We start from the raw sequence: 23,408 nt of genomic DNA on the forward strand, positions 1-23,408 counted from the left end.
GTCACTTCTCCTCGGCGCGGAACCTCGTGTGGCAGGCCGTGCAGGCCTGACTGACCATGGCAAAGGCCATGCCTGCGGGCATCTGGCCAATGTGCTCGGCGCTCATCATCGGCGCGCCACCGCCCATCATTCCTTGGCCACCCATCATGCCCTGGCCGCCCATCATGCCCTGGCCGCCCATCGTCCCTCCCTGCGCCGGCATGCCGCCGACGCCGTTGTCCGCGGCACGTTCCAGGCCCTCGGCAAATATCTCAAGCTGCTGCGCAAGCCCGGTGAAGGTTTCCCAATCCTGCCAGATCTCGGGCCGCGCTTCCGAAGGGGCGTCGGTGCTGCCTTCGGGGAACTTGGAGGTCATGGCCTCGCCCGCGTGGCTGGCGATCGTAGCCGCCCCTGTGCGCACTGCATCGGCGTCATAGGGCTCGGTGCCCTGCATCATCGGGGCAAGCGCCTTCACCGCATCCGCCATGGCGGTCATCCCGTCCATGCGTTCCTTGACCACGCCCATCGCCCCGCTGTGGGCAAAGGCCATGGCCGCAATCAGAGAGATACCGGCCGCAAGGCTCAGATTTCGTGTCGTTTTCATCGATCTCGTCCTGTCTGGTCCTGTCGTTCGAAAGGTCGCGGATCAGGACCTGACGCGCGGCGGCGGTGGATCAAAGCCGTGCTCGAGACCCGGCTCCGAAAGGCCATCGGGCAGAACCGCCTGACCGTCAAGTCGGGCAATCAGAACCGGCATTCCGTTGATCTCGACGATGGCCTGGAAATGGCAATCGATCCCCGGATGGCAATGGTCGGTCGCCTCTGGATGGTGATGGCCTGTGTCGTGGTGGGGATCAGCGGGCGCCGAAACGTGATGCTCGGCAGCGTCAGTGGCCACGGCAGGGACCACTTGCGGTACGATCAGGACGCACATGAGCACCAGCACAAGGCCGCGGTTCCAGACTGCCAATCTCAGGTTGCGGCCCATCAGTCGATCCCGTTCTCCCTCTGCAACTCCCGGATGTAGAGCGTAACCCGGGCGATCTCGGAGTCCGAGACACCCTCGACCGGCGGCATGCTCCCGAAGCTCCAGTGATGCGCCCGCACGCCCGTTCTGACCGCAAGTTGGAACGCCATGTCGCCATGGTGGCCCGGCTCATAGATCTTGTGAACCAGAGGCGGCCCCACCCCGTGCCGGCCGGCTGCGTTCTCTCCGTGGCAATCGGCGCAGATTGCATCGAAAACCGCCTTCCCGAGCTGCGCATCCGCCGAGAGCTCGACAGGAAGTTGCACCTCGACCATAGGTCCGCCGCCCCCATCGGAGACCAGTCCTGCCGGTATCCCGCCAGTGGGTTCCCTGCCACTCGACATCAGCATCGCGGCCGCAATCAGCGCGACGGCCAGAATGGGAACGGCAATCAGTCTATTCACGAGGTCGAGCGTCTTTCGCAGCCATCCCCTATTTGCCGACCCTCCAGCGCTGGAGGGTCAACAGTGGATTCGTGAAGAATCGCCGAGTCCGGCGCCGGCCTCCATTCGTGTCGGACCATTTGGCGGCAACGAAGGGCACGCCTCCAACCAGGCGGACGGGCGCGGCATCTTTGACGGCATCCCGCAGACGTGGCCGAAAAGGCAGCACGACCTCAGCGGCACCCCCGTCAGCTTCCGATCATTCGTCACAGATGCATCGTGAAGGCTTGGGTCCGTCCAGGCCCAAGTTCGTTTCCGTTGAAACGTTCTTGACTTTCATCTCGGTTGCAATGATACGGTTTCAAATGAAACGTTATCTGCGAACGTGCAGAGAGCCCATCGATTCGACCGGGATCCGGGAAGGTCGGGCAACGGGCAAAAGGAGGAACAGATGACCAAGGCATTCGCATCCCAGGGCGACACCGCTGAAAAGAAGATCAGCTTCACCGAGGTGGGCGATGGCCTTTGGGCTTTCACGGCCGAGGGCGATCCGAATTCCGGCGTCATTATCGGCGATGACAGCGTGATGATCGTCGAAGCGCAGGCGACTCCGCGACTGGCGAACAAGGTGATCGAGAAAGTCCGCGAAGTGACCGACAAGCCGATCACCCATCTGGCGCTGACCCATTACCATGCCGTGCGGGTTCTCGGCGCGTCGGCCTATGGGGCCGGTCAGATCCTGATGTCCGAGAAGGCGCGGTCGATGGTTGTCGAACGCGGTCAGGAGGACTGGGACAGCGAGTTCCAGCGCTTCCCGCGCCTCTTCGAGGGGCACGAGAGCATTCCCGGCCTGACCTGGCCCACCACCACCTTCAAGGACCGGATGACCGTCTATCTCGGCAATCGGCAGGTCGACCTTATGCATCTGGGCCGGGCCCACACGGCCGGGGACATCGTCATCCATATCCCCGATCAGAACGTCATGTTCACCGGTGACATCGTGGAATACCACTCCGCCTGCTATTGCGGCGACGGCCATTTCAACGATTGGGGCGGCACGCTCGACAATATCGCGGCCTTCGACGTGGATGCCATCGCGCCGGGTCGCGGCGACGCGCTCATCGGAAAGCAGATGGTGAACGCCGCCATCGAAAGCACCCGCGATTTCGTCGAAAGCACCTATCGCCCGGCGGCGAAGATTGCGGCACGCGGTGGCTCCCTGAAGGAAGCCTGGGACGCGGTGCGCGCGGAATGCGACCCCAAATTCGCCGACTTCGCGATCTACGAGCACTGCCTGCCGTTCAACGTCGCCCGTGCCTTTGACGAGGCCCGCGGCATTGACACGCCGCGGATCTGGACCGCCCAGCGCGACCTCGAGATGTGGGAGCAACTGCAGGGCTGAGACGGCGCTCAAGGGGAGGAGGCAGCCATGTTCGATGACCGTTACACGCTGGCCTACAGGGCCTATCCATACGAGAAATCGCCAGATCAGGCGCTGGACCAAGCTGTGCGCCACCCTGTCGTGGTGATGGGAGGCGGCCCGATCGGGATCGCCACCGCGCTCGACCTCGGCCGCCAGGGCATTCCGGTCCTTGTGCTGGACGACCACGAGGGCGTCGGCATGGGCAGCCGGGCGATCTGTTTCGCCAAGCGCAGCCTTGAAGTGGCTGACCGCTATGGCTGTGCCGCGCCGATGCTGGAGAAGGGGATCGTCTGGAACCTCGGAAAGGTGTTTCACCGCGACGACAAGGTGTTCGAGTTCAACCTGTTGCCGGAGGAAGGCCACCAGTACCCGGCCTTCATCAATCTCCAGCAGCCCTATTTCGAGCAGTTCCAGATAGAACGCCTGCGCGCGTTGCAGGCAAAGGGCGCGCCGATCCAGCTGCGTGGCAAGAACCGGGTCGATACCGTCGAGGTCAAGGACGATCATGTCGTCCTGACGGTGACGACCCCGGATGGCCCCTACACGGTCGAAGCCGACTGGCTGATCGGCTGCGACGGCGCCAACTCGGCCCTGCGCCAGATGCTGGGGCTCGATTTCACTGGCCGTGTCTTCAAGGACAGCTTCCTGATTGCCGATATCCGGATGAAGGGTGAAGTGGATTTCCCCACCGAGCGCTGGTTCTGGTTCGAACCCTCGCATGGTTCGGGCGCCTCGGCGCTTCTGCACAAGCAGCCCGACGATGTCTGGCGGGTCGACTTCCAGATCGGCTGGGATGTCGACCGCAAGGAGGAAATGAAGGAGGAGAACATCCGCCGCCGTCTCGACGCCATGCTTGGCGGGGTCGAGTACGAGATGGTCTGGTCCTCGATCTACACCTTCCAGTGCAAGCGGATGGAAAGCTTCCGGTCCGGCCGGGTGCTCTTTGCCGGGGATGCCGCGCATCAGGTCTCGCCCTTCGGGGCACGGGGCGCCAACTCGGGCATTCAGGATGTCGACAACCTTGGATGGAAGCTGGGGCTGGTGATCCGCGGCAAGGCACCCGAGAGCCTGCTGGACAGCTATGACGAAGAGCGCATCCACGGGGCGGATGAGAACATCCTAAACTCGACCCGTTCGACGGATTTCATCACGCCGAAATCGGAGATCAGCCGGATCTTTCGCGACGCTGTTCTCGGCCTGAGTGGCAAGTATGAATTCGCCCGCCCCATGGTGAATTCCGGCCGCCTCAGCGTGCCCTGCACCTATGATGGCTCGCCCCTGAACACGGCCGATGCGCTGGACGGCGGCCCGGACCGGACCCGCCCCGGATCCCCCTGCCCCGATGCACCGATGGGCGACGACTTCCTGCTGCGCCAGTTGGGCGACGATTTCATCCTGCTGAGCATCGATGCCGACGCGCCCGAGATGGTCGAGGAGGACGGGATCACAGCCCGACGGCTGGCGCTCTCGGTAGCCGACGACCCGACCGGCGCGCTGAGGGATCGGTACCTGGGCGAAGCCGGCAAGGCTGTCTACCTGATCCGCCCCGACCAGCATGTCGCGGCCCGTTTCGACAGCTTCGACGAACCCCGGATCCGTGCCGCGATCCGTCGCGCCACCGGCAAGGAGATCGCCCAATGAACGCGTTGACCCTGACCCCGAACATCGACGGCCCCGACGATTTCTATGCCGAGCTTCTGGCCAGCCACGACGGCAAGTCCAAGGCCGAAAGCGACGCGATCAACGCCCGGCTCATCCTGATCCTGGCCAATCACATCGGCGATCGTGCCGTGCTGAGCCAGGCCCTCAAGGCCGCGGAACTCTGAGACTACCAAGGGAGGACCCACCATGAATTTCAACCTGAGCGGCAACGCGCTGCTTTTCGCAGGCGTTGCAACGGCCGCCTTGTCTGTCACTTCGGCGGTCGCCGCGGAAACCACCCTGGCAATGTCCAGCTGGCTGCCGCCGCGCCACCCCATTGTCGTCGGCGCCATGAAGCCCTGGGCCAAGCAGGTGGAGGAGGTCACCGATGGCCGCGTCACCGTCCGCGTGCTCGCCAAGCCGATGGGCGCGCCGCCGGCGCATTACGACATCGCCGCCGACGGGGTAGCCGACATCACCTACGGCCTGCATTCCTTCACCACCGACGACCGCTTCACCCGCTCGCGGATCGGACAGTTCTCCTTCATCGGCGATGACGCGGTGGCAGGGTCCAAGGCGTTCTGGAACGTCTATTCCGGCCCGCTGGAGGCGCAGAAGGAGCACGAAGGCACCAAGCTTCTCGGCCTCTTCGTTCATGGCCCGGGCGTTCTGCACAACAATGTCCGCAAGATCGAGTCCACCGGCGACATCGAGGGGCTCAAGATCCGGGTACCGGGCGGCTACATCTCCGACCTGATGGCCGACCTCGGAGCGACGACGCTCTTCATGTCCTCCGGCGAAGTCTACGAGAAGCTCTCGCGCGGGGTCATCGACGGCGCCACCTTCACCTTCGAGGCGCTGACCGCGTTCAAGCTGACCGACGATCTCAAGTATTCGATGAAGGTGCCCGGCGGCATCTACAACACCACCTGGTTTTTCGTGATGAACGAAGACAAGTGGAACGAGATCTCGCCCGAGGACCAGGCCGCCATCGAGGCGATCTCCGGCGAGGCCTTTGCCGAATCCGTCGGCGCGGCGTGGAACGGCGCCGACGAGGCCGCGCTCGAGGCGATCGAGAAGGCCGGCATCGAGATCTACGACGCCCCTGCCGAGGTGCTCGACACGATCAGATCGAGCGCGGAGAAATACGAAGCCGCATGGTCCGAAGCCCTTGCCGCCGATGGCTATGACGGCGCCGCGGCACTGGAAGAGCTTCGCAAGCAGGCCGGCGTGGACTTCTGATCCATGGAACGGCTTCGCCACAGATTCCCCGACCAGCCCCCCGACGAGGGGCTGGACATCGGGCTGCTGCTCGACCGGTCGCTGGGTGTCGGAGCCGCTCTGATCCTGTTCAGCCTCGTCCTGATCACCTGCGCAGACGTGATCGGGCGATACTTCCTGAATGCGCCGCTGACCGGCGCGTTCGAGCTCACCGAGATCCTGCTGGCCGCCCTGGTCTTTCTCGCCCTGCCCCTGACGACGGAACGGCGGGAGCACGTCGAGGTGGACCTGCTCAACATGGCGCTTGGCCGGAAGGCGCAGCGCCTGCTCGCCGCCTTTGCCGGGCTGTTCTCGGCGGCGCTGCTCGCCACCTTTGCCTGGCGTCTTTTCACCCATGCCGCCAAGGCGGGCCATGATGGCGCCGTAACCAACGCGCTGGAGATCCCGCTGGCGCCTTTCGGCTACCTCGCGGGCGCCTCCTGCATGGTCTCGGCCTTCATCGCCTTCCTCCGGGGGCTGCAACCGCCGGTCGAACACGAGACCGACAAGGGCCACCTGGAGAACGCGCCATGATCGAATCCCTGATCGGCTTTGCCGTCCTCCTGACCCTTATCCTGCTGCGTGTCCCGATCGCCTTTGCCATGGCCGCGGTCGGCGGCTTCGGCTTCGCCTTCCTGCGCGGCTTCGAGCCCGCCTGGGCGATGACCGGCCAAGTGGCCTTCGACACCGCGCTCTCCTACAGCCTGTCGGTCATCCCGCTGTTCATCTTCATGGGCAACGTGCTGGCGGGCTCGGGCGTCGCGCACGGGCTCTTCGCAGGGGCAAACCGGCTCTTCGGGCAGATGCGCGGCGGGCTGGCCATGGCCTCGGTCTTTTCCTGCGGCGGCTTCTCGGCCGTCTGCGGCTCGTCCCTCGCCACGGCGGCCACCATGTCCAAGGTCGCCATGCCCTCGATGCGCCGCTTCGGCTATGACGACCGGCTCGCCACCGGCTCCATCGCCGCCGGCGGTACGCTGGGTATCCTGATCCCGCCCTCGGTGATCCTGATCATCTACGGTCTTCTGACGGAGACCAACATCGCCAAGCTGTTCATCGCAGGCATCATCCCGGGCGTGATCGGGGTGGGGCTCTACCTCGGCGCGATCATGGTCGCGGTTCGGGTGAACCCGCACCTCGCGCCCGAGAAGGAGGACGCCGAGCCGATGAGCCGGACCGACATGATCGGCGTCGTCTGCGTGCTGGGCCTGTTTCTGTTCATCATGGTCGGCATCTACGGCGGGTTCTTCACCCCGACCGAAGCGGCCGGCATGGGCGCCGGCGCTTCCGTGCTGATCGCGCTTGCGCTGCGCACCATGAGCTGGACCGGTTTTTTCGCCGCGACGCTCGATTCCGTCCGCGCCACGGCGATGATCTTCGCCGTCATCATCGGCGCCGAGCTCTTCACCAATTTCATCAACTATGCCGGCTTGCCGGACGCGCTGTCGGGTTTCATCATCGACCACGAGATGCCTGTCTGGGCGGTGATCGGCTTCATCATTCTGGTCTACATGCTGCTGGGCTGCGTGCTGGAAAGCCTGTCGATGATCCTGCTGACGGTGCCGGTCTTCTACCCGCTGATGTTCGAGCTGGACTTCGCCAACGAGCTGCTGCTCGACCCGGAGAACGCGTTGATCTGGTTCGCCATCGTCGTGGTGGTCGCCACGGAGATCAGCCTGATCACGCCGCCGGTGGGCATGAATGTCTTCGTGCTCAAGGGCGTTTTGCAGGACGTCTCGCTTGGTACGATCTTCCGCGGCGTGCTGCCCTTCTGGATCGCCGACATCGTGCGGCTGACCCTGCTCATCCTCGTTCCCGCGCTCTCGCTCTGGCTTGTCGGCCTGATGTGAGCGGCAGGGCACCCGTACCAGCCCCGGGCCTACATCGCCCGGACAAACGAACCGAACCGCCCCCTGCCCCGGCAGGGAGACACCACCAGGGAGAAATGCCATGACGGACAAGACCATCAGCGGCCTCACTCAGGCCCCTTCGATCCCCGGCCCGCATGCAGGCTACATGCCCGGTTTCGGCAACGATTTCGAAACCGAAGCGTTGCCCGATGCCCTGCCCCAGGGCATGAACTCGCCGCAGAAATGCAACTACGGCCTGTACGGCGAGCAGCTTTCCGGTACCGCCTTTACCGCGCCGAGCCATCAGAACGAGCGGACCTGGTGCTACCGCATCCGTCCGTCGGTGAAGCATTCCTCGCGCTACCGGAAGATCGACGTTCCCTACTGGAAATCGGCGCCAAACGTCCTGCCCGATGTCCAGTCGCTCGGCCAATACCGCTGGGATCCGGTGCCGCACACGGATGCGCCGCTGACCTGGATCACCGGCATGCGCACCATGACCACCGCGGGCGACGTCAACACCCAGGTCGGAATGGCGAGCCACATCTACCTCGTGACCGAGTCCATGACGGACGACTATTTCTTCTCCGCCGACAGCGAGTTGCTGATCGTGCCTCAGGAAGGCCGGCTGCGCTTTGCCACCGAGCTTGGCGTCATCGACCTGGAGCCGCAGGAGATCGCCATCATCCCGCGCGGGCTGGTCTACCGTGTGGAGGTGCTGGAGGGTCCGGCACGCGGCTTCGTCTGCGAGAACTACGGCCAGAAGTTCGAACTCCCCGGCCGCGGCCCGATCGGGGCCAACTGCATGGCCAACCGCCGCGATTTCAAGACCCCTGTGGCGGCATTCGAGGATCGCGAAGCCCCCTCGACCGTCACCATCAAGTGGTGCGGCCAGTTCCACCGTTGCGAGATCGGCCATTCGCCGCTCGACGTCGTGGCCTGGCACGGCAACTACGCGCCGGTGAAATACGACCTGAAGACCTATTGCCCGGTGGGCGCGATCCTGTTCGACCACCCGGACCCGTCGATTTTCACCGTCCTGACCGCGCCCTCGGGCGTGCCCGGCACCGCGAATATCGACTTCGTGCTGTTCCGCGAGCGCTGGATGGTGATGGAAGACACCTTCCGCCCGCCCTGGTACCACAAGAACATCATGTCCGAGCTGATGGGCAACATCTACGGCCAGTACGACGCCAAGCCCAAGGGCTTCGTCCCCGGCGGCACCTCGCTGCACAACATGATGATCCCGCACGGGCCGGACAAGAACGCCTTCGAGGGCGCCTCCAATGCCGACCTGAAGCCCGAGAAGCTCGACAACACCATGTCGTTCATGTTCGAGACCCGCTTCCCGCAGCACCTGACCGAATTCGCCGGCAAGGAAGCACCGTTGCAGGACGACTACATCGACTGCTGGGCCGACCTGGAAAAGAAGTTCGACGGCACGCCGGGCGAGAAATGAGGCTCTACACCTACTGGCGATCCACGACCTCCTACCGGGTGCGGATCGCGCTGAACCTCAAGGGGCTGGCTTTCGAGCCGGTTCCCGTCAACCTCGTGGCCGGAGAGCAGTGCTCGCCCGAATACACGGCGCTGAACCCCGGCCAGGGCGTTCCGACGCTGGTGCTGGACGATGGCAGTGTCCTGACGCAATCGCTTGCGATCCTGGACTACCTGGACGCTGTGGCGCCGGAGCCGCCGCTTCTGCCCGGCGATCCGATCGCGCGGGCCCATGTGCAGGCCGCCGTGCAGACCATCGCGGTGGATATCCACCCGGTCAACAACCTCAAGGTCTTGGGGCGTTTGAAGGCCGAACATGGGCTGAGCGCCGAAGACGGCGTTGACTGGATGCGCCACTGGATGGAGCGGGGGCTCCAGGCCTATCAGGCGCTTCTTCCGGAAGGCCCCGCCTTCAGCTTCGGCGACCAGCCTGGACTCGCCGATATCTGCCTTGTCCCGCAGCTCTACAATGCGCATCGCTGGGGCGTCGACCTCACCCGGTTCCCGCGGCTTCTCGACATCGAGCAGCGTGCCCTGCAACTCCCGGCCTTTGAGGCCGCCCGCCCCGAAAACCAGCCCGACGCAGCCTGAAGGACCTCCGATGACCAAGCTCCTGCGCTCCTGGGTCGAGAGCGCCAATGCGCCCCAGACCGATTTCCCGCTCAACAACCTGCCCTACGGCGCCTTCCGCTTCGCTGGCGGGCCGCTGCATTGTGGCGTCGCCATCGGGGAAATGATCCTCGATGTGACCCGGCTGGAGGCGGACGGAAAGCTATCCCTTCCCGCAGGAACCTTTGCCAGCGGAATCTGGAACGATTTCATGGACCTGGGCCCCAAGGCCTGGGCCGATTTCCGGACGTTCCTGACCGAGGCGCTGGCCGAGGGCTCGCCCCGTCAGGCCGAGTTCGAGCCTTATCTCGTCGAGAGTGGAAAGGTATGTATGGAGATGCCGTTCCGCGTGTCGGAATACACCGACTTCTACGCCGGGCGTCACCACGCGTTCAATGTCGGCACCATGTTCCGAGGTCCCGAAAACGCACTGCCTCCCAACTGGCTGCACATTCCGATCGGCTACAACGGGCGCGCGTCCTCCGTGGTGATCAGCGGCACCGATATCCGCCGCCCCTGGGGCCAGCTCAAGGGGCCGGACATGGAGGCGCCAATCTTCGCCCCAAGCAGGCGGTTCGACCTTGAGCTCGAAATGGGCGCCATCGTGGGCCGCTCGTCTTCCGGGCCAGTCAGCGTGCAGCAGGCCGACGACATGATCTTCGGCTACGTCCTGCTGAACGACTGGTCGGCGCGCGATATACAGGCTTGGGAGTACCAGCCGCTCGGACCGTTCCAGGCCAAGGCGACCGCGACGTCGATCAGCCCGTGGATCGTGACGCAGGCGGCGCTCGGGCCCTTCCGAACCTCCACGCCCGCGCGCGAGAAGGAGCTTCTGCCCTATCTGCGGGAACCCGGCCCGATGCTCTACGATATCGACCTCGAGGTCGGACTCGCGCCCGAGGGCAAGCCCGAGACGATCCTGTCGCGTACGAACTACAACGAGATGTACTATTCCGCCGCCCAGCAACTGGCGCATCACACCACGAGCGGCTGCCCGATGCGTGTGGGCGACCTGCTTGGCTCCGGCACGATCTCGGGCCCGGAGAAGGCCAATCGCGGGTCGTTGCTGGAACTCAGCTGGGGCGGAAAGGAGCCGCTGACCCTCGACACCGGCGAGACCCGCAGCTTCCTTGAAGACGGCGACACGCTCACACTGCGCGGCGCTGCCATTGGCGATGGGTACCGGATCGGGTTCGGCAGCTGCTCCGGCAAGATCCTCGCGGCAACCGAAACGCCCTACGGCTGAACGACATCCCGGTGCGCGACTTCGTCCCCCTTCCAGGGGTACCGGGTCGCCCCGCGCTCGGGAGTCAGGTCTCCGTCGCCGCGCGCAGCAACGCCGAGACGCCGCGTTCCAGCGCCATGCGGTCTTCGTCGGACATGGCTGACAGCATGGCCTGCGCGCGCGCCTCGACCTGCGGCAGCAGACTGGCGAACAACGCGCGGCCTTCGGGCGTGCATTGATACACCCGGATCCTCCTGTCTTCGTCGAGGATCGCACGGGAAATCAGCCCCTTGTCCTCAAGCCGCTGGGCCGCGCGCGTCACCTGTACCTTGTCCAGCGTCCCGCGGCTCGTCAGTTCGCGCGAGGTCAGGCTCTCCGCATTGGACAGCAGGAACAGCAACCGCCACTCCTCGCGCGACAGGCCGAATCCCTGCTGGTAAACCTCGGTGAGTTTCCGCGAGAAGGTTTCGGACGCGACGGCCAGGCGATAGGGAAAGAAGGAATCGAGCTGCATATCGCTGGCAAGAATAGAGTTTCTCGTTTCAATTGCAATGAACTGCTCGGGCGGCCCCCGAACGAAACGACGCGCTTGCCGCCCCTTCGGACGACATGCGCTTGATCGTCACGCTCAGTTCGTTTCGAGCACGCCGCGGCGGATCTGGTCGGCCTCGATGGATTCGAACAGGGCCTTGAAGTTGCCTTCGCCGAAACCGTCATCTCCCTTGCGCTGGATGAACTCGAAGAAGATCGGGCCAACAACCGTCCGCGAGAAGATCTGCAGCAGGATGCGTGTCTCGCCGCCGTCCACCACGCCTTCGCCGTCGATCAGGATGCCGTGCTTCATCATCCTGTCCACGGGCTCGTCATGGCCCTTCACCCGCTCCTGGCTCTGTTCGTAGTAGGTCTCGTTGGGCCCCGGCATGAACCGCACCCCGCGCTCCGCGATGGCCTCGACGGAGGTATAGATATCCTCGGTCCCGACCGCGATATGCTGGATGCCCTCGCCGTTGTACCGCTTGAGATACTCGACGATCTGTCCGGTCTCGCCCCGGTCCTCGTTGATCGGGATGCGAATGCGGCCGCAAGGCGAGGTCAGCGCGCGGCTGAAAAGACCGGTATACTTGCCCTCGATGTCGAAGAAGCGGATCTCCTTGAAGTTGAAGATCTCGCCGTAGAACCGGAACCAGACGTCCATGTTCCCCTTCTGGACGTTGTGGGTGAGGTGATCGAGGTAGTAGAAGCCGACGCCCGGCGGATGGGCACTCGCCTCCCAGCGGAACTCGGCGTTGTAGGGGCTGGCCTTGCGGGCCCCTTCGATGAAATAGATCAGCGAGCCGCCAATGCCGACGATGGCCGGTGCGTTGATGACCTTGTCGTCGCCCTCATAGGGCGTGGCGCCTTTTGCGACCGCATGCGCAAAGGCATGGGCCGCATCAACGACCCGCCAGCCCATCGAGGGACAGCAGGGTCCGTGTGCCTCGACAAAGCGCATTCCCATGGAGCCGGGTTCGGCATTCAGCAGGTAGGTGATGTCTCCCTGCTGCCAGACCTCGATGGCCTTTTCGCGGTGCGTCGCCGTGCGGGCATAACCCATGCGGGTGAAAAGCTCGCGGAGCTTCTCCGGCTCCGGGTGCGCAAACTCGACGAATTCGAAACCGTCGGTGCCTGCTGGGTTCTCATCGCTGATGGTCGCCTCGGGGGCGTCGTGGGGGAAGGGTCCCATGGTTTTCCTCTCCTGTTCGCTGAGCATCAGGATAGGCGCAAACCCGCGCCGACGTTGCGCGATCGACTGGCAAATTCCGCGGAACTTTGCGAGAGTTGCGCACCAAATCAGGAAAAAACGCGGAGAACGCGCACGAAATGGACCAAGCGGACAGACGCCTTCTCAACGCGCTGCAGCGCAACGCGCAACTGACCGCCGAGAAACTCGGGGAGTTGCTGAATCTGTCTCCCAGCCAGGCGGGGCGGCGGCGGCAACGGCTGGAGAGCGAAGGGGTCGTGACCTCCTATGTCGCGCGCCTCGACCCGGCAAAGCTCGACCTCGGCGTTCAGGCCTTTGTCCAGGTTCAGATGGCCGGGCATTCGCCGAAGGAGGCCAAGGCGTTCCAGCGGCTGCTGGACCATCAGCCCGAAGTGATCGGCGCCTGGACCTTGACCGGCGAGGCCGACTACCTGCTGCGCGTCTACTGCCGGGATCTCGCGGCGCTGAACAGGTTGGTGCATGAGGTTCTGCTGCCCGAGCCCTCGGTGGCGCGGGTTCACAGCCAGATCGTCATGGCCGAGGCAAAGGCCGACAGCCCGCTTCCCACGTGACGTCTATCCGGACTGAAGCTCCGACAGGATCTCGGCGGCGATCTCGACCGAGCGGAGCTGGGCCGCGGGATCGTGGATCATCCCGGTCACCATCAGTTCGTCGGGCTGAAGCCGCTCGATCATGGCGCTGAAGCGCTGCCGGATGGTCTCGCGCGAGCCGGTGGCCGCGAAGCCGAGCGCCGCCTTGGCGCTGGAAAGAACATGATCGGGAACCAGCGTCTCAAGATCGTCGGTCGGCGGCGGCAGCTGCCCCGGCCGCCCCATGGTGAGCCGCGCGAAAGCCAGGAGCTGCGAGGACCGGAGATGCTCCGCCTCGGCATCGGTGTCGGCGGCGCAGACGCCCGCGGCGACCATCGCATAGGGCTCGGAGAGCTGCTCCGATGGCTGGAAATGCGCCCTATAGACGGAGAGCGCCCGCTCCAGCATCGTCGGCGCGAAATGCGAGGCAAAGGCATAGGGCAGACCGAAATGCGCCGCCAGCTGCGCCCCATAGAGGCTCGAGCCGAGAATCCAGACAGGCACGCCGGTGCCCTCGCCCGGGATGGCTCGGACGGTCGCGCCCGCACGCGGCTTGCCGAGATAGGCCATGAGTTCCTGAACATCCGCCGGAAAGCTGTCCTCCGGGGCCATGTGGCGGCGCAGCGCGCGGGCGGTGCCGCCATCGGTACCGGGCGCCCGCCCCAGGCCGAGATCGATGCGCCCCGGGAACAGCGTCGCCAGAGTGCCGAACTGCTCGGCAACCACCAGCGGCGCATGGTTTGGCAGCATGATGCCGCCGGCGCCCACGCGAAGGGTCGACGTGTTGGCCGCGACGTGGCCAATCAGGAGCGGCGTCGCCGCGCTCGCGATGCCGGGCATGTTGTGATGCTCGGCCAGCCAGTAGCGGTGATATCCCTTCGCCTCGGCCAGCCGGGCCATCGCCACCGTGGTGGCAAAGGAATCCGCAGCGCTTCCGCCTTCGGTGATCGGCGACAGGTCGAGCAGGGAGAAATGTTTCATGGGGCACCTCTTCGGCCGACCTAGGCACGACGTCACAAGACTGCCAGAGGGGACGTGACGTAGCCCCCTGCCCGCTTCGGAGCCGGTGCCGGACCGGCTCCTTCAATGTGGCCCGCGGGCTCAGGCCCAGGCGACGACCTCGTCGAGGTCGCGGCGGGTCTGCGGATAGGCAGGAGCACCGGCGCGGTAGCCGAACGCGACCATGACCGCCGGGTAGAACTCCTTCGGATCGATGCCGAAATGCTCTTGCAGGGTGGCCTGGGTCTGCTTCACGTCGAAGCCTTCGATCGGGCAGCTGTCGATGCCCATCAGCGCCGCGGCGGTCATCATGTTGCCGAGCGCGATATAGGCCTGACGGGCGGACCATTCGGTGAGCAGCCGGTCGGAGGTCAGGCCGAAATCCTCTTCCTGGAACTTCCTCAGCACGGCTTCGAAGCCGTTGGCGACCTCGTCGGGGAACTTCTTCACCTCGCGCATGTGGCGGGCGAGGTAGTCGCTGCCGGCCTTCATCGTCTCGGAGGTGCGCGCCAGGAACAGGCCGAAATGGCTGGCGCTGCCGAGCTGCCCGGTGGTGCCGTGCATCATGCCGTTGGCGCCCCAGGCGAAATCACGGAAAAGCTCCCGCTTTTCCCGGGTCTGGATCATCAACAACTGCCATTGTTCGGCACCGAAAGAAGTCGGCGACAGGCGGCCCGCTTCGAGGATCGTGTCGAACTCGGCCTCGGGGATCTTGCGCGTTTCGTCAAAGAGCTTGGTCGCGTGACGGAAGCTGAAGGCTTCCAGGATCTGGCTCTGAACGTCAGCGATTTCAACGATATCTTTCATGGGTCTCGGCTCCAGGATTGTTGCCGAGACAGCTATTCCCCCCGCGGTCGCGCGACTATCCACGCAGTTCGGAATTCACATTCCCGGAATTCTGCATAACCCCAAGTTCGATCCCCTCGGTGCGCTCGCGTCCGGTGGCGACGATCCGGTCGCGCATGAAATCCAGGAACGCCTTCACGCGGGCATGCATCAGCCGCCCCGGCGGCCGCACGGCCCAGATCCTGGTCTCCGGCCAACCGCGGTAGTCCGGCAGGACGCGCACCAGCCGGCCGGCACGAAGGTCCGGCCCCGTGGCCCAGAGCGAGCCGTTCGCGATCCCCATTCCGGCCAGGGCCCATTCGCCGACCGCTTCGCCATGGGTGACGGTGACGGGCCCGGAGACGCGGATTTCGTGGACCTCTCCTGCCGTGTTGGCGAGCTTCCAAAGGCTCTGGTCGCCGAAGTTCAGGCAGGCGTGCCGGGTCAGGTCCTGCGGCCTCTGCGGTGCCCCGGCGCGCTCGAGGTATTCCGGCGAGGCCACCAGCACGCGAGGATTCTCGTCGATCTTCTGCGCCAGCAGGCTGGAGGGCGCCAACTCGCCAAGCCGGAAGGCAAGATCGTATCCCTGATCGACGATATCGACCAGCGCATCCGTCAGGTGGAGGTCGAGTTGCACATCGGGGTAGAGCCGCAGGAACTCCGGCACAAATGGCACGACGAAGGACATCCCGAAGGTCGCCGAAGCGGTGACCCGTAGCCGTCCCGAGACCGAATGCGCCTTGTGGGACAGCACGGTCCGGGCGTCCTGTACGTCCTGCACGATGCGCCTGGCATGTTCGAGGAAGATCTCGCCATCCGGCGTCAGGGAGACGGAGCGCGTGGTCCGGTTCAGCAGCTTCACCCCGAGATCGGCCTCGAGCGACTGGATCCGCTGCGAGGCGTTGGTGGCGGACAGGCTGAACTCGGCGCCGGCCCGGCCAATCGCGCCAAGTGCGGCCACGCGGACGAAGAGTTCGAGGTTCTTGAGGTCGAAGGACATGGGACAGGCTCCGGCGGTCGGGACGCCCCTCATTATCGTCCATTCTGGGATAATGCATCCAGAATCCAGCAGATAGCGCCGCCTGGCTTCATACTTATCCTGTGTTCCGGACACGATAGCATTGGAGACCCCATGAAAGCCGTAGGCTTCAAGACCCCCGGATCGCTGGACCGCGAAGATGCGCTGGTCGATATCACGCTCGACACGCCCGTGGCCGCCGGCCGTGACCTGCTGGTCAGGGTCGAGGCGGTTTCACTCAACCCGGCCGACACGAAGGTGCGGCAGGACATGGCGCCGCCGGACGGGCAATGGATCGTGCTCGGCTACGACGCCTCCGGCGTGGTCGAGGCGGTCGGGCCGGACGTGACGGGCTTCGAACCCGGCGATGCGGTCTACTATTCCGGCGACGTCATGCGCCCGGGCACAAATGCCGAGTTCCACCTCGTCGACGAGCGGATCGTCGGGCGCGGGCCGGCGAACCTGAGCCATGCCGAGGCGGCCGGGCTGCCGCTGACCACGCTCGCCGCCTGGGAGGCGCTGTTCGACCGTCTGGACGTGCGCACCCCCACCGCGGAGGGCGGCAAGCTGATCCTGGTGATCGGCGGTGCCGGTGGCGTCGGCTCCATTGCGGTGCAATTGCTGCGCGAGCTGACCGATCTGACGATCATCGCCACCGCCTCGCGCCCCGAAACGGTGGACTGGGTCAGGGATCTCGGCGCGCACCACGTCGTCAACCACCGCGAACCGATGAGGCCGCAGATCGAGGCGCTTGGCCTTGGCGCGCCGGGCTTCATCCTTTCGACCAACGGCACCGCCGGCCATATCGGCGAGATCGCACAGATCATCGCGCCCCAGGGCCGGTTCAGCCCTGTGGACAATTCCGGACCGGTGGACCTCACCCCCTTCGGCATGAAATCCGTCGCGGTCTACAACTTCACCATGTTCACCCGGCCGATGTTCAAGACCCCCGACATGGGCGTTCAGGGCAAGATACTGTCCGAAGTTGCCGACCTGATCGATGCCGGACGCCTGCGGACGACGGTCACGGAGGTGGCGGGCAGGATCGACGCGGCAAACCTGCGCAAGGCGCATGCCCTGGTCGAATCCGGCAAGGCCCGTGGCAAGATCGTTCTGGAAGGTTTCCGAGACCTTTCCCAAGCTGGAACAGCCCACACGAACCGGGGCACGGGCGTCGGTCCGCAGCGTTGAGTTGGAGATCCGAGATGGACACCCTCGAACAGAACAAGCAGAACGTCATCGCCTTCTACGAGATGATGTTCAACGCCTGCGAGCCGCGCAGAGCGATCGAGACCTTCACGGGCGACGACTACATCCAGCACAACCCCCATGTCGCCACCGGAAAGGATGGCTTCATCGCCTATTTCGAGAAGATGGCCGCGGAATACCCGGGCAAGCGCGTGGAGGTGAAACGCGCCCTGGCGGAAGGCAATCACGTGGTCCTGCATTGCCACCAGATCTGGCCTGGGGGTTTGGAATACGCCGGCATCGACATCTTCCGCCTCGATGACAGCGGCAAGATCGTCGAGCACTGGGACGTGCTGCAGGAGATGCCCGAGACAAGCGCCCACGACAACGGGATGTTCTGACCTCGCGGGTGTTGTCGCCTGGTCGATGGCCTTTTCGCATCAGACACCCGGACACGCACAGCCTCGGAGCCTTTCGGGGTCGTGCGGTAACTTCGCGGCGCCCCCAGCCGAACTTGATCGCGATCTCCAACCGCACTTTCGGGTGTCAGGAAGCATGGCTGCCCCCAGAGGGCGGCGGCACAAGCCCCCGTGCCCGGCTTCCCTAAGCCTCCCCGCCCTTCCCGTCCCGCCAGCGGGACGGTGCAACGCCCGTCCAGCGCCGAAAGGCCCGGGAGAAGTTGGAGACATCAGTGTAGCCAAGGGCCTGCGCGACATCCTCGAGCTTGGGAGCGCCGCGCTCGAGAAGGTCACAGGCGAGCTGCTTCCGCTCGTCCTCGATCAGGTCGGCGAGGCCTGATCCGCGATCCCGGAGGTATTTCTGAACATCCCGTCGATTGAACCCCATCTGGGAGACCAGCTGCGGCACTCCGAATGCCGGGTCCGAGATGTTCGACCGGATATTGGAACGGATCGCGGCAATCAGGGCCTCCGTAGGGGGCTTCTGGGCGTTCCTGTCGGGAATTGCGTGTGGATGGCGCTGGATTGGCAGCACCAGCCACTCGGAGGGAAAGGAGAACGACAGCTCCCGGGGGTCGCCCCTGAGCAGGTTGCAGTTCCCGATTTCCGGCACCCTCGCCACTTCCGGATCACAGATCTTGAACACCATGTCGGACGACCGCCACGCATCCCCAAGGGCGACCCGGAACAAGGTGACGAACAGGCCGAGAGCAAAGGCATCGATCTGGGCCGGAGGCTCCATAGGGACAAACCCGCGGTCTCTCTCGAACCATGTGACGCCGGATCCGATCTTCAGGCGGAACGCCACGTTGGTTGTGAACTTCTGCGCGTCCAGCAGAAACCGGGTGAAGAACTCGACCATGACGTGCGAGTCCGAATAGGCCTCCGCGATCACCGGCCAGTCCATGATCGCGGGATCGAGCCCGAGTTTCACGCCAAGATTTGGCTCGCCCAGTTCCTTCGCGGCCAACTCGGTGAACCGGTAGATCGACTGCGCGGGAGCGACGGACTGCGGGTCATTGAGCATCTCCGAAGTGATGCCGACGGACGCACTCAGCGCGCCCGCCGGCAATCCCGCTTCCGTGACCGCGCGAACAAATGGTGCCATCGTCGAAACCTGGATCAGCGGCGCTTTCCTGTCCGGCATCATTCCGTCCATCGTTGTTTCCAGAAATGTAGGTCCATCGGCCGGCGTGTTGCAGACTGACATGTCATTTCTGGCAAGAAATCGACTCCGCCCTTCCAGGGATGACGTGGGCGGGCGCGAAATCGACGCTAACACTCATGGAGGCGAATAACAGGGAGAGAGAGATGAAACCTCAGGCAATCGGAGCGTTCGGCGCGATTCTTTTCGCAAGCACCGCGATGGCGCAGGACGATGCACCGTCCCAGGTGCTTTTCACCAATGTCCATGTCTTCGACGGCGTGAACGAGGCCCGGATCGAGAACGCAAGCGTTCTGGTCGAAGGTAACCTGATCAAGACGGTATCGACGGAGGTCATCGAAGCTCCGGATGCGGAGGTGATCGACGGCGGCGGCAGGACGTTGACACCGGGCTTCATCGAGGCTCACGCGCATTTGGCGCTGATGGGGCCGTCCCTCTCCGCTATGGAGGCAAATTCGACTTGGGAAGACTTCGGCATTCATGCCACGCGGATGGCGGAGATGTATCTCATGCAGGGATTCACGACGGTGCGCGACGCGGGCGGCGCCAATGGCGGCCTGCGGCGCGCCATCGACGCCGGCCAGATCGTCGGTCCGCGTCACTACGCTTCGGGTGCATTCATCAGCACGCGCGGCGGCCACGCCGACTTCGCCAATTTCACATCGCCACCGGGGACCGACACCAATTTCAGCCGCCTGAACATGGCGCAGGAAGTCAGCGGCGTGGACGATGTCTACTTGTTCGGCCGCAACAACTTGCGCATGGGCGCGACACAGCTGAAATTCATGCAGTCGGGCGGGGTCGTTTCGGCCTTCGATCCGTGGCAACTGCTCGCCGGATCAAAGGAAGAAATCGAAGCCGCCGTTCAGGTTGCCAGTGAATATGGCACCTATGTCATGGCGCATTCCTACCGCAAGGAAGCGATCATGAGCGCACTCGAAGCGGGTGTAATGTCGATCGAACATGGTTTTCATTTCGATTGCGAGATTGCGGCTTTGATGAACGAAAAAGGCGCGTACCTCACGACCAACTTGACCGCCTTCGACCCGGGTCTGCTGGACGTGCCGGCGGTCAAGAACCAGCCATCCAGCCTCCGGAAAGCGATATCTGCATCAGCGACCTTCGAGAACTACATTCCGAACATGAAGGAATGCCCGGTCAAACGCGCCTTCCAGACGGATTGTGTTGGCTCGGTCGAGGCGTGCAACATCCAGATCGCCTATGAGAAGTATCTGGGCAACGAGTTCTTCGGCCCCTACACGTCAATGGTCACCCTGACATCGACGGGTGGCGAGCTCGTGGCGCTCAGCGGTGACTTCACGAATCCCTACCCGGAAGGAAAGCTCGGCGTGATCGAGGAAGGCGCCTATGCCGATATCCTTCTGATCGACGGCAATCCGCTGGAGGATTTCTCGGTAACGGGCACCGGCGACAAGTGGTTCGATGCGGAACCGCGGCCCGAGAGCCCGGAGACGATCCGGATCATCATGAAGGACGGTGTAATCTACAAGAACACACTGAACTGATCGAGCATCGGGGCGGTTTCCGATCTCGGCCGCCCCGCCTTTCTTTGATTGAATGGAGAACGAAGCTTCCGGGTGTCGCGACCGTTTTCCTGTCAGACTTGGAGTTGAGACCCTGAAACATCTCAGCCTCTGCATTGCCGTTCTGGCGTTGGTACCCTGTGCAATTCTAGCGCAAGTGGGCCCCAATATTGACGAGCTCGCCAAGGAGTTGGCCAATCCGGGCGCGGCGAATGCCACGCTGAACTTCAAGCTTGAGTACCGGACATTTGACGGCGACCTCCCGGGTGCCGACGATCAGGACAGCCTGACCCTGACGTTCCAGCCGGTGTTGCCCTTCAAGCTGCCAAATGGCAACAATCTGATCTTCCGCCCTGCGTTTCCCTATGTCTGGGATCAACCCGGCTTCAACGCTGAGGAATTGGCGTTCGAGAACGTCGATTCCTTCGGAGATATTCCCTACGATCTTCTCTACTCCTGGCAATCCGGGGCCTGGACACTGGGCGCTGGGATCGTCGGATCAATCCCGACCTACACCGATCTGTCGTCGGAGAACTGGACCCTCGGCCCAAGCTTTCTGGCGGTGAAGACCTTTGACTGGGGGGTGGCCGGTCTGTTTCCGTTCCATAACGAGAAGATTGGCGGCAACGGCCCGGAGACGTCGATCACCTCGCTGCAGTACTTCCTGTTCTACGGACTTGGGGACGGTTGGCAGATTGGGACCGGCCCCACCAATAGCTATGACTGGAACGCTGACACCGACGATGGCTGGACCGTTCCGATCGGGCTGACCCTTGCCAAGACGGCAGCGTGGGGAAATCAGCTGGTGAAACTCAGCCTTGGTGTCGAAAAGAATGTCATCGCGCCGGAAGCTTTCGCGTCCGACTGGAAATACACGCTGCAGATCAGCCCAGTCGTCAAGAACCCCTTCCAGTCCAATCCACCTGCATCCCCGATTGACCCAGCCACACGCGCGGCGCTTCTTGCGCCGATCAGATAGGAGTGCACATGCGAATCTTTATCGCCGCCTTTGGGCTGGGCATCTTGGCAAGTGCTTCGATGGCCGACAACGCGCAGATCGGCTGGAGCGATCTGGTCGATACGCAGGCGCAGATGTTCGAGGATCCCTACCGGGAGCTGGACGAGGATCAGTTCGACCAGTTGATGACGGTCGTTCGTTTGCGCGACGCCCTTGAAGACGGGGCGCTCGGCCCGGAGAGGCGCACGGAGATCGAAACCGGCCTGGCGGCGGCGGAGACCAGCCTCGCCGGGGCCGGGATCGACGCCGACTGGCTCATTTCGCAACGCTGGATCGTTGCCGAGCGTCGGGAGGCAGCTGCCAATGCCGGCAACCCGGCTCTCGACGATCAATCCGTAAGCATCTCGGGCTTTGCCATTGCAGCGCCACGGGACGAGGACGGTGCATCCGTCATCTATCTCGTGGAGGCGCCGGGAATGTGCAGTCACATGCCGCCACCGTCCCCGAACCAGATGGTCCGTGTCCGCCTGGCGAGCGACTGGACGCCGGACTTCATGCACCAGCCGGTGAGCCTGACCGGGCGCCTTCACATCGATCCCTCGGACCGGATGTTCAGGGTGGTGGATGGAGACGTGCCGATGAAGGCCACCTGGCGGCTGGAAGCGGTCTCGCTGGCCCCCCTCACCCAGTCACCGGGAGGCATGGGCGGCAGCGCCGACTGGATCGAGCAACTTCGTGTCAAACTCGCCAGCAGCAAGACGGCCAAGGATTAGGAGGCTGACTATGGCAACGTGTCGCGCTCTCTCCATGGCGCTAGCGCTGGCACTGCTGCCCGGACTGGCAGCGGCGCAGCAGGGTTTGTCCGGTCCGTCGTCGGTCGCGGCCGACCTGGAGCCCGGTGACGGCCTGACCGATCCCCAACCGCGCAGCAGCTTTCCTCGCAACGCCCTGCCCGGCTATTTCGCCTGGAAGGACCGCCTCGCGGAGAGCGGTTTCCGGTTCAACCTGGACTATCTCGCCCTCGGCCAATGGAGCGACAGCGATCTCGGGCAAGGCGATGCAGGCGGCGGGCTGCTTCGGTTCTACGGGGCCTGGCAGGCAACCGAGAACGGGTCCCTGACATTCAAGGTCGAGAACCGGCAGGCCTATGGCGAGGTGGCCCCACAATTCTTCGGCTTCGATGGAGGCGCGCTCTCGATCACGGGAACGGCCTTCAATGACAACGGCACCATGCTGACGAACCTGTTCTGGACCCAGCGAGACCCGGAAGGGCGATGGACGATCCAGCTCGGTCAGCTCGATGTCACCGACTTCGTCGATGTCTACGGATTGGTCAGCCCCTACACGGCGTTCCAGAATCTCGCCTTCAACACCAACCCCACGATCAATGCACCGAACCCCGGCCTCGGGATCGCCGCCGGCGCGAAGCTCGGCGAGCATGTCTACGTCGTCGGCGCTGTCGCCGACGCCAACGGAGACCCGACCGAACCGACAGTCGACGTGTTCGATACCGGCGAGACCTTCAAGTCCATCGAGATCGGCTACACGGCTGGGTCCGACAGGATCTATTTCGACAACATCCACCTGACATTCTGGCAATCGGACGAGGCGGAGGACGGCAGCCGCGCCGAGGACAAGGGCGTTACCTTCTCGGCGGCCTGGTTCATCGACAACACATGGATGCCGTTTATCCGCGCCGGGAGATCGGACGGGACGGCGGCGCTCTATGACCGGTCGCTGTCCACGGGCCTTGGATGGTACCGGCGCAACACGGACCTCGCCGGAATCGGGTTGAACTGGGCCCAGGCCAAGGGGTTCGACGACACCCAGTTCACGACGGAGGCCTTCTACCGTTTCAACATCTCGACCGATTTCCAGATCACCCCCTCGATCCAGTACGTCTCGAACCCGCTCCTCAACCCCGAGTCCGACGACCTGACAATCTTTGGCTTGCGCGCAAGGATCGTGTTCTGAAGGTGCGTCCTTCCTTGTCGGGTTCACCGTTGCGGTAACAGAGCATTCCGGGGGAGC

The 23,408-nt window shown here is 64.1% G+C and carries 25 protein-coding genes; 16 read left to right on the plus strand and 9 right to left on the minus strand.

Annotation, left to right across the window (positions count from 1 at the left end; genetic code table 11):
* Position 1 precedes the first annotated feature (1 nt).
* The 3 genes from CHB86_RS08125 to CHB86_RS08135 are packed head-to-tail and all read right to left on the minus strand — an operon-like array spanning position 2 to position 1,410.
* Positions 2-583, minus strand: coding sequence for a c-type cytochrome (locus tag CHB86_RS08125; RefSeq protein ID WP_089232486.1), 582 nt, complete (start codon positions 581-583; stop codon positions 2-4).
* A gap of 42 nt (positions 584-625) precedes the next feature.
* Entirely contained in the window at positions 626-967 is a 342-nt protein-coding gene (locus tag CHB86_RS24135) for a hypothetical protein (protein ID WP_141134845.1), read from the minus strand.
* Positions 967-1,410, minus strand: a complete 444-nt coding sequence (locus CHB86_RS08135; protein ID WP_425445412.1) for a c-type cytochrome — start codon at positions 1,408-1,410, stop codon at positions 967-969. Before CHB86_RS08135 ends, CHB86_RS24135 begins: the two co-directional genes overlap by 1 nt.
* A gap of 430 nt (positions 1,411-1,840) precedes the next feature.
* Between CHB86_RS08135 and CHB86_RS08140 the strand changes: the two genes are divergently transcribed.
* The 9 genes from CHB86_RS08140 (at position 1,841) to fahA (ending at position 10,912) form a co-directional block, all read left to right on the plus strand.
* Entirely contained in the window at positions 1,841-2,791 is a 951-nt protein-coding gene (locus tag CHB86_RS08140) for an MBL fold metallo-hydrolase (RefSeq protein ID WP_089232488.1), read from the plus strand.
* A gap of 27 nt (positions 2,792-2,818) precedes the next feature.
* On the plus strand, positions 2,819-4,453 hold the full coding sequence (locus tag CHB86_RS08145; RefSeq protein WP_089232489.1) for an FAD-dependent oxidoreductase: 1,635 nt from the start codon (positions 2,819-2,821) through the stop codon (positions 4,451-4,453).
* Complete coding sequence (locus tag CHB86_RS08150) at positions 4,450-4,638, plus strand: DUF2783 domain-containing protein (protein ID WP_089232490.1); 189 nt, start codon at positions 4,450-4,452, stop codon at positions 4,636-4,638. Before CHB86_RS08145 ends, CHB86_RS08150 begins: the two co-directional genes overlap by 4 nt.
* 22 nt (positions 4,639-4,660) lie before the next feature.
* Entirely contained in the window at positions 4,661-5,695 is a 1,035-nt protein-coding gene (locus CHB86_RS08155; RefSeq protein WP_089232491.1) for a TRAP transporter substrate-binding protein, read from the plus strand.
* 3 nt (positions 5,696-5,698) lie between these two features.
* A complete protein-coding gene (locus tag CHB86_RS08160) occupies positions 5,699-6,247 on the plus strand; it encodes a TRAP transporter small permease (protein ID WP_245837820.1) in 549 nt (182 codons plus the stop codon).
* Complete coding sequence (locus tag CHB86_RS08165; RefSeq protein ID WP_089232492.1) at positions 6,244-7,560, plus strand: TRAP transporter large permease; 1,317 nt, start codon at positions 6,244-6,246, stop codon at positions 7,558-7,560. Before CHB86_RS08160 ends, CHB86_RS08165 begins: the two co-directional genes overlap by 4 nt.
* A 100-nt stretch (positions 7,561-7,660) precedes the next feature.
* Positions 7,661-9,019 (plus strand): homogentisate 1,2-dioxygenase, encoded by a 1,359-nt coding sequence (gene hmgA, locus CHB86_RS08170; protein WP_089232493.1) that lies wholly within the window; start codon positions 7,661-7,663, stop codon positions 9,017-9,019.
* Positions 9,016-9,648, plus strand: coding sequence for a maleylacetoacetate isomerase (gene maiA, locus CHB86_RS08175; RefSeq protein WP_089232494.1), 633 nt, complete (start codon positions 9,016-9,018; stop codon positions 9,646-9,648). Before hmgA ends, maiA begins: the two co-directional genes overlap by 4 nt.
* Positions 9,649-9,658: 10 nt before the next feature.
* The gene (gene fahA, locus CHB86_RS08180; RefSeq protein WP_089232495.1) at positions 9,659-10,912 is read left to right on the plus strand and encodes a fumarylacetoacetase; all 1,254 of its coding nucleotides are present in this window, start codon (positions 9,659-9,661) and stop codon (positions 10,910-10,912) included.
* Between the two features lie 64 nt (positions 10,913-10,976).
* Here the strand turns inward: fahA and CHB86_RS08185 are convergent, their stop codons facing one another.
* Both CHB86_RS08185 and hppD read right to left on the minus strand, forming a co-directional pair.
* On the minus strand, positions 10,977-11,405 hold the full coding sequence (locus CHB86_RS08185) for a MarR family winged helix-turn-helix transcriptional regulator (protein WP_089232496.1): 429 nt from the start codon (positions 11,403-11,405) through the stop codon (positions 10,977-10,979).
* A gap of 114 nt (positions 11,406-11,519) precedes the next feature.
* Positions 11,520-12,614, minus strand: coding sequence for a 4-hydroxyphenylpyruvate dioxygenase (gene hppD / locus CHB86_RS08190; protein WP_089232497.1), 1,095 nt, complete (start codon positions 12,612-12,614; stop codon positions 11,520-11,522).
* Positions 12,615-12,751: 137 nt separating this feature from the next.
* Between hppD and CHB86_RS08195 the strand changes: the two genes are divergently transcribed.
* Positions 12,752-13,204, plus strand: a complete 453-nt coding sequence (locus CHB86_RS08195) for an Lrp/AsnC family transcriptional regulator (RefSeq protein WP_089232498.1) — start codon at positions 12,752-12,754, stop codon at positions 13,202-13,204.
* A 3-nt stretch (positions 13,205-13,207) separates the two neighbouring features.
* Here the strand turns inward: CHB86_RS08195 and CHB86_RS08200 are convergent, their stop codons facing one another.
* The 3 genes from CHB86_RS08200 to CHB86_RS08210 form a co-directional block, all read right to left on the minus strand.
* On the minus strand, positions 13,208-14,203 hold the full coding sequence (locus CHB86_RS08200; RefSeq protein ID WP_089232499.1) for an LLM class flavin-dependent oxidoreductase: 996 nt from the start codon (positions 14,201-14,203) through the stop codon (positions 13,208-13,210).
* Positions 14,204-14,323: 120 nt separating this feature from the next.
* Positions 14,324-15,028: an NAD(P)H-dependent oxidoreductase gene (locus CHB86_RS08205; protein WP_217898280.1), complete on the minus strand. Its 705-nt coding sequence runs from the start codon at positions 15,026-15,028 to the stop codon at positions 14,324-14,326.
* 55 nt (positions 15,029-15,083) lie between these two features.
* Positions 15,084-16,046: a LysR family transcriptional regulator gene (locus tag CHB86_RS08210; RefSeq protein ID WP_089232500.1), complete on the minus strand. Its 963-nt coding sequence runs from the start codon at positions 16,044-16,046 to the stop codon at positions 15,084-15,086.
* Between the two features lie 132 nt (positions 16,047-16,178).
* Between CHB86_RS08210 and CHB86_RS08215 the strand changes: the two genes are divergently transcribed.
* Together CHB86_RS08215 and CHB86_RS08220 are read left to right on the plus strand one after the other, a co-directional pair.
* The gene (locus tag CHB86_RS08215; RefSeq protein ID WP_089232501.1) at positions 16,179-17,255 is read left to right on the plus strand and encodes a zinc-binding alcohol dehydrogenase family protein; all 1,077 of its coding nucleotides are present in this window, start codon (positions 16,179-16,181) and stop codon (positions 17,253-17,255) included.
* A gap of 14 nt (positions 17,256-17,269) precedes the next feature.
* Positions 17,270-17,653 carry a nuclear transport factor 2 family protein gene (locus CHB86_RS08220; protein ID WP_089232502.1) on the plus strand — a complete coding sequence of 128 codons (384 nt, stop codon included), beginning with the start codon at positions 17,270-17,272 and terminating at the stop codon, positions 17,651-17,653.
* Between the two features lie 202 nt (positions 17,654-17,855).
* Here CHB86_RS08220 and CHB86_RS08225 read toward each other — a convergent pair whose 3' ends face one another.
* A complete protein-coding gene (locus CHB86_RS08225) occupies positions 17,856-18,869 on the minus strand; it encodes a helix-turn-helix domain-containing protein (RefSeq protein WP_176442807.1) in 1,014 nt (337 codons plus the stop codon).
* Positions 18,870-19,021: 152 nt separating this feature from the next.
* Between CHB86_RS08225 and CHB86_RS08230 the strand changes: the two genes are divergently transcribed.
* The 4 genes from CHB86_RS08230 to CHB86_RS08245 all read left to right on the plus strand — a co-directional run bounded on the left by CHB86_RS08230 (position 19,022) and on the right by CHB86_RS08245 (position 23,351).
* A complete protein-coding gene (locus tag CHB86_RS08230; protein ID WP_089232504.1) occupies positions 19,022-20,401 on the plus strand; it encodes an amidohydrolase family protein in 1,380 nt (459 codons plus the stop codon).
* Between the two features lie 175 nt (positions 20,402-20,576).
* On the plus strand, positions 20,577-21,398 hold the full coding sequence (locus tag CHB86_RS08235; protein WP_089232505.1) for a hypothetical protein: 822 nt from the start codon (positions 20,577-20,579) through the stop codon (positions 21,396-21,398).
* 8 nt (positions 21,399-21,406) lie between these two features.
* Complete coding sequence (locus tag CHB86_RS08240) at positions 21,407-22,150, plus strand: DUF3299 domain-containing protein (RefSeq protein ID WP_089232506.1); 744 nt, start codon at positions 21,407-21,409, stop codon at positions 22,148-22,150.
* 10 nt (positions 22,151-22,160) lie between these two features.
* The gene (locus tag CHB86_RS08245; protein ID WP_245837823.1) at positions 22,161-23,351 is read left to right on the plus strand and encodes a carbohydrate porin; all 1,191 of its coding nucleotides are present in this window, start codon (positions 22,161-22,163) and stop codon (positions 23,349-23,351) included.
* Positions 23,352-23,408 lie beyond the last annotated feature (57 nt).

Origin of the sequence: Tropicimonas sediminicola (assembly GCF_900188335.1) — a bacterium.
Lineage (GTDB): Bacteria > Pseudomonadota > Alphaproteobacteria > Rhodobacterales > Rhodobacteraceae > Tropicimonas > Tropicimonas sediminicola.

What these genes read in the sequence shown, in the direction of transcription:
- CHB86_RS08125 (WP_089232486.1), bottom strand. Translation starts at nt 583, where the DNA reads ATGAAAACGACACGAAATCTGAGCCTTGCGGCCGGTATCTCTCTGATT.
- CHB86_RS24135 (WP_141134845.1), bottom strand. Translation starts at nt 967, where the DNA reads ATGGGCCGCAACCTGAGATTGGCAGTCTGGAACCGCGGCCTTGTGCTG.
- CHB86_RS08140 (WP_089232488.1), top strand. Translation starts at nt 1,841, where the DNA reads ATGACCAAGGCATTCGCATCCCAGGGCGACACCGCTGAAAAGAAGATC.
- CHB86_RS08145 (WP_089232489.1), top strand. Translation starts at nt 2,819, where the DNA reads ATGTTCGATGACCGTTACACGCTGGCCTACAGGGCCTATCCATACGAG.
- CHB86_RS08150 (WP_089232490.1), top strand. Translation starts at nt 4,450, where the DNA reads ATGAACGCGTTGACCCTGACCCCGAACATCGACGGCCCCGACGATTTC.
- CHB86_RS08155 (WP_089232491.1), top strand. Translation starts at nt 4,661, where the DNA reads ATGAATTTCAACCTGAGCGGCAACGCGCTGCTTTTCGCAGGCGTTGCA.
- CHB86_RS08160 (WP_245837820.1), top strand. Translation starts at nt 5,699, where the DNA reads ATGGAACGGCTTCGCCACAGATTCCCCGACCAGCCCCCCGACGAGGGG.
- CHB86_RS08165 (WP_089232492.1), top strand. Translation starts at nt 6,244, where the DNA reads ATGATCGAATCCCTGATCGGCTTTGCCGTCCTCCTGACCCTTATCCTG.
- hmgA (WP_089232493.1), top strand. Translation starts at nt 7,661, where the DNA reads ATGACGGACAAGACCATCAGCGGCCTCACTCAGGCCCCTTCGATCCCC.
- maiA (WP_089232494.1), top strand. Translation starts at nt 9,016, where the DNA reads ATGAGGCTCTACACCTACTGGCGATCCACGACCTCCTACCGGGTGCGG.
- fahA (WP_089232495.1), top strand. Translation starts at nt 9,659, where the DNA reads ATGACCAAGCTCCTGCGCTCCTGGGTCGAGAGCGCCAATGCGCCCCAG.
- CHB86_RS08185 (WP_089232496.1), bottom strand. Translation starts at nt 11,405, where the DNA reads ATGCAGCTCGATTCCTTCTTTCCCTATCGCCTGGCCGTCGCGTCCGAA.
- hppD (WP_089232497.1), bottom strand. Translation starts at nt 12,614, where the DNA reads ATGGGACCCTTCCCCCACGACGCCCCCGAGGCGACCATCAGCGATGAG.
- CHB86_RS08195 (WP_089232498.1), top strand. Translation starts at nt 12,752, where the DNA reads ATGGACCAAGCGGACAGACGCCTTCTCAACGCGCTGCAGCGCAACGCG.
- CHB86_RS08200 (WP_089232499.1), bottom strand. Translation starts at nt 14,203, where the DNA reads ATGAAACATTTCTCCCTGCTCGACCTGTCGCCGATCACCGAAGGCGGA.
- CHB86_RS08205 (WP_217898280.1), bottom strand. Translation starts at nt 15,028, where the DNA reads ATGAAAGATATCGTTGAAATCGCTGACGTTCAGAGCCAGATCCTGGAA.
- CHB86_RS08210 (WP_089232500.1), bottom strand. Translation starts at nt 16,046, where the DNA reads ATGTCCTTCGACCTCAAGAACCTCGAACTCTTCGTCCGCGTGGCCGCA.
- CHB86_RS08215 (WP_089232501.1), top strand. Translation starts at nt 16,179, where the DNA reads ATGAAAGCCGTAGGCTTCAAGACCCCCGGATCGCTGGACCGCGAAGAT.
- CHB86_RS08220 (WP_089232502.1), top strand. Translation starts at nt 17,270, where the DNA reads ATGGACACCCTCGAACAGAACAAGCAGAACGTCATCGCCTTCTACGAG.
- CHB86_RS08225 (WP_176442807.1), bottom strand. Translation starts at nt 18,869, where the DNA reads ATGGACGGAATGATGCCGGACAGGAAAGCGCCGCTGATCCAGGTTTCG.
- CHB86_RS08230 (WP_089232504.1), top strand. Translation starts at nt 19,022, where the DNA reads ATGAAACCTCAGGCAATCGGAGCGTTCGGCGCGATTCTTTTCGCAAGC.
- CHB86_RS08240 (WP_089232506.1), top strand. Translation starts at nt 21,407, where the DNA reads ATGCGAATCTTTATCGCCGCCTTTGGGCTGGGCATCTTGGCAAGTGCT.
- CHB86_RS08245 (WP_245837823.1), top strand. Translation starts at nt 22,161, where the DNA reads ATGGCAACGTGTCGCGCTCTCTCCATGGCGCTAGCGCTGGCACTGCTG.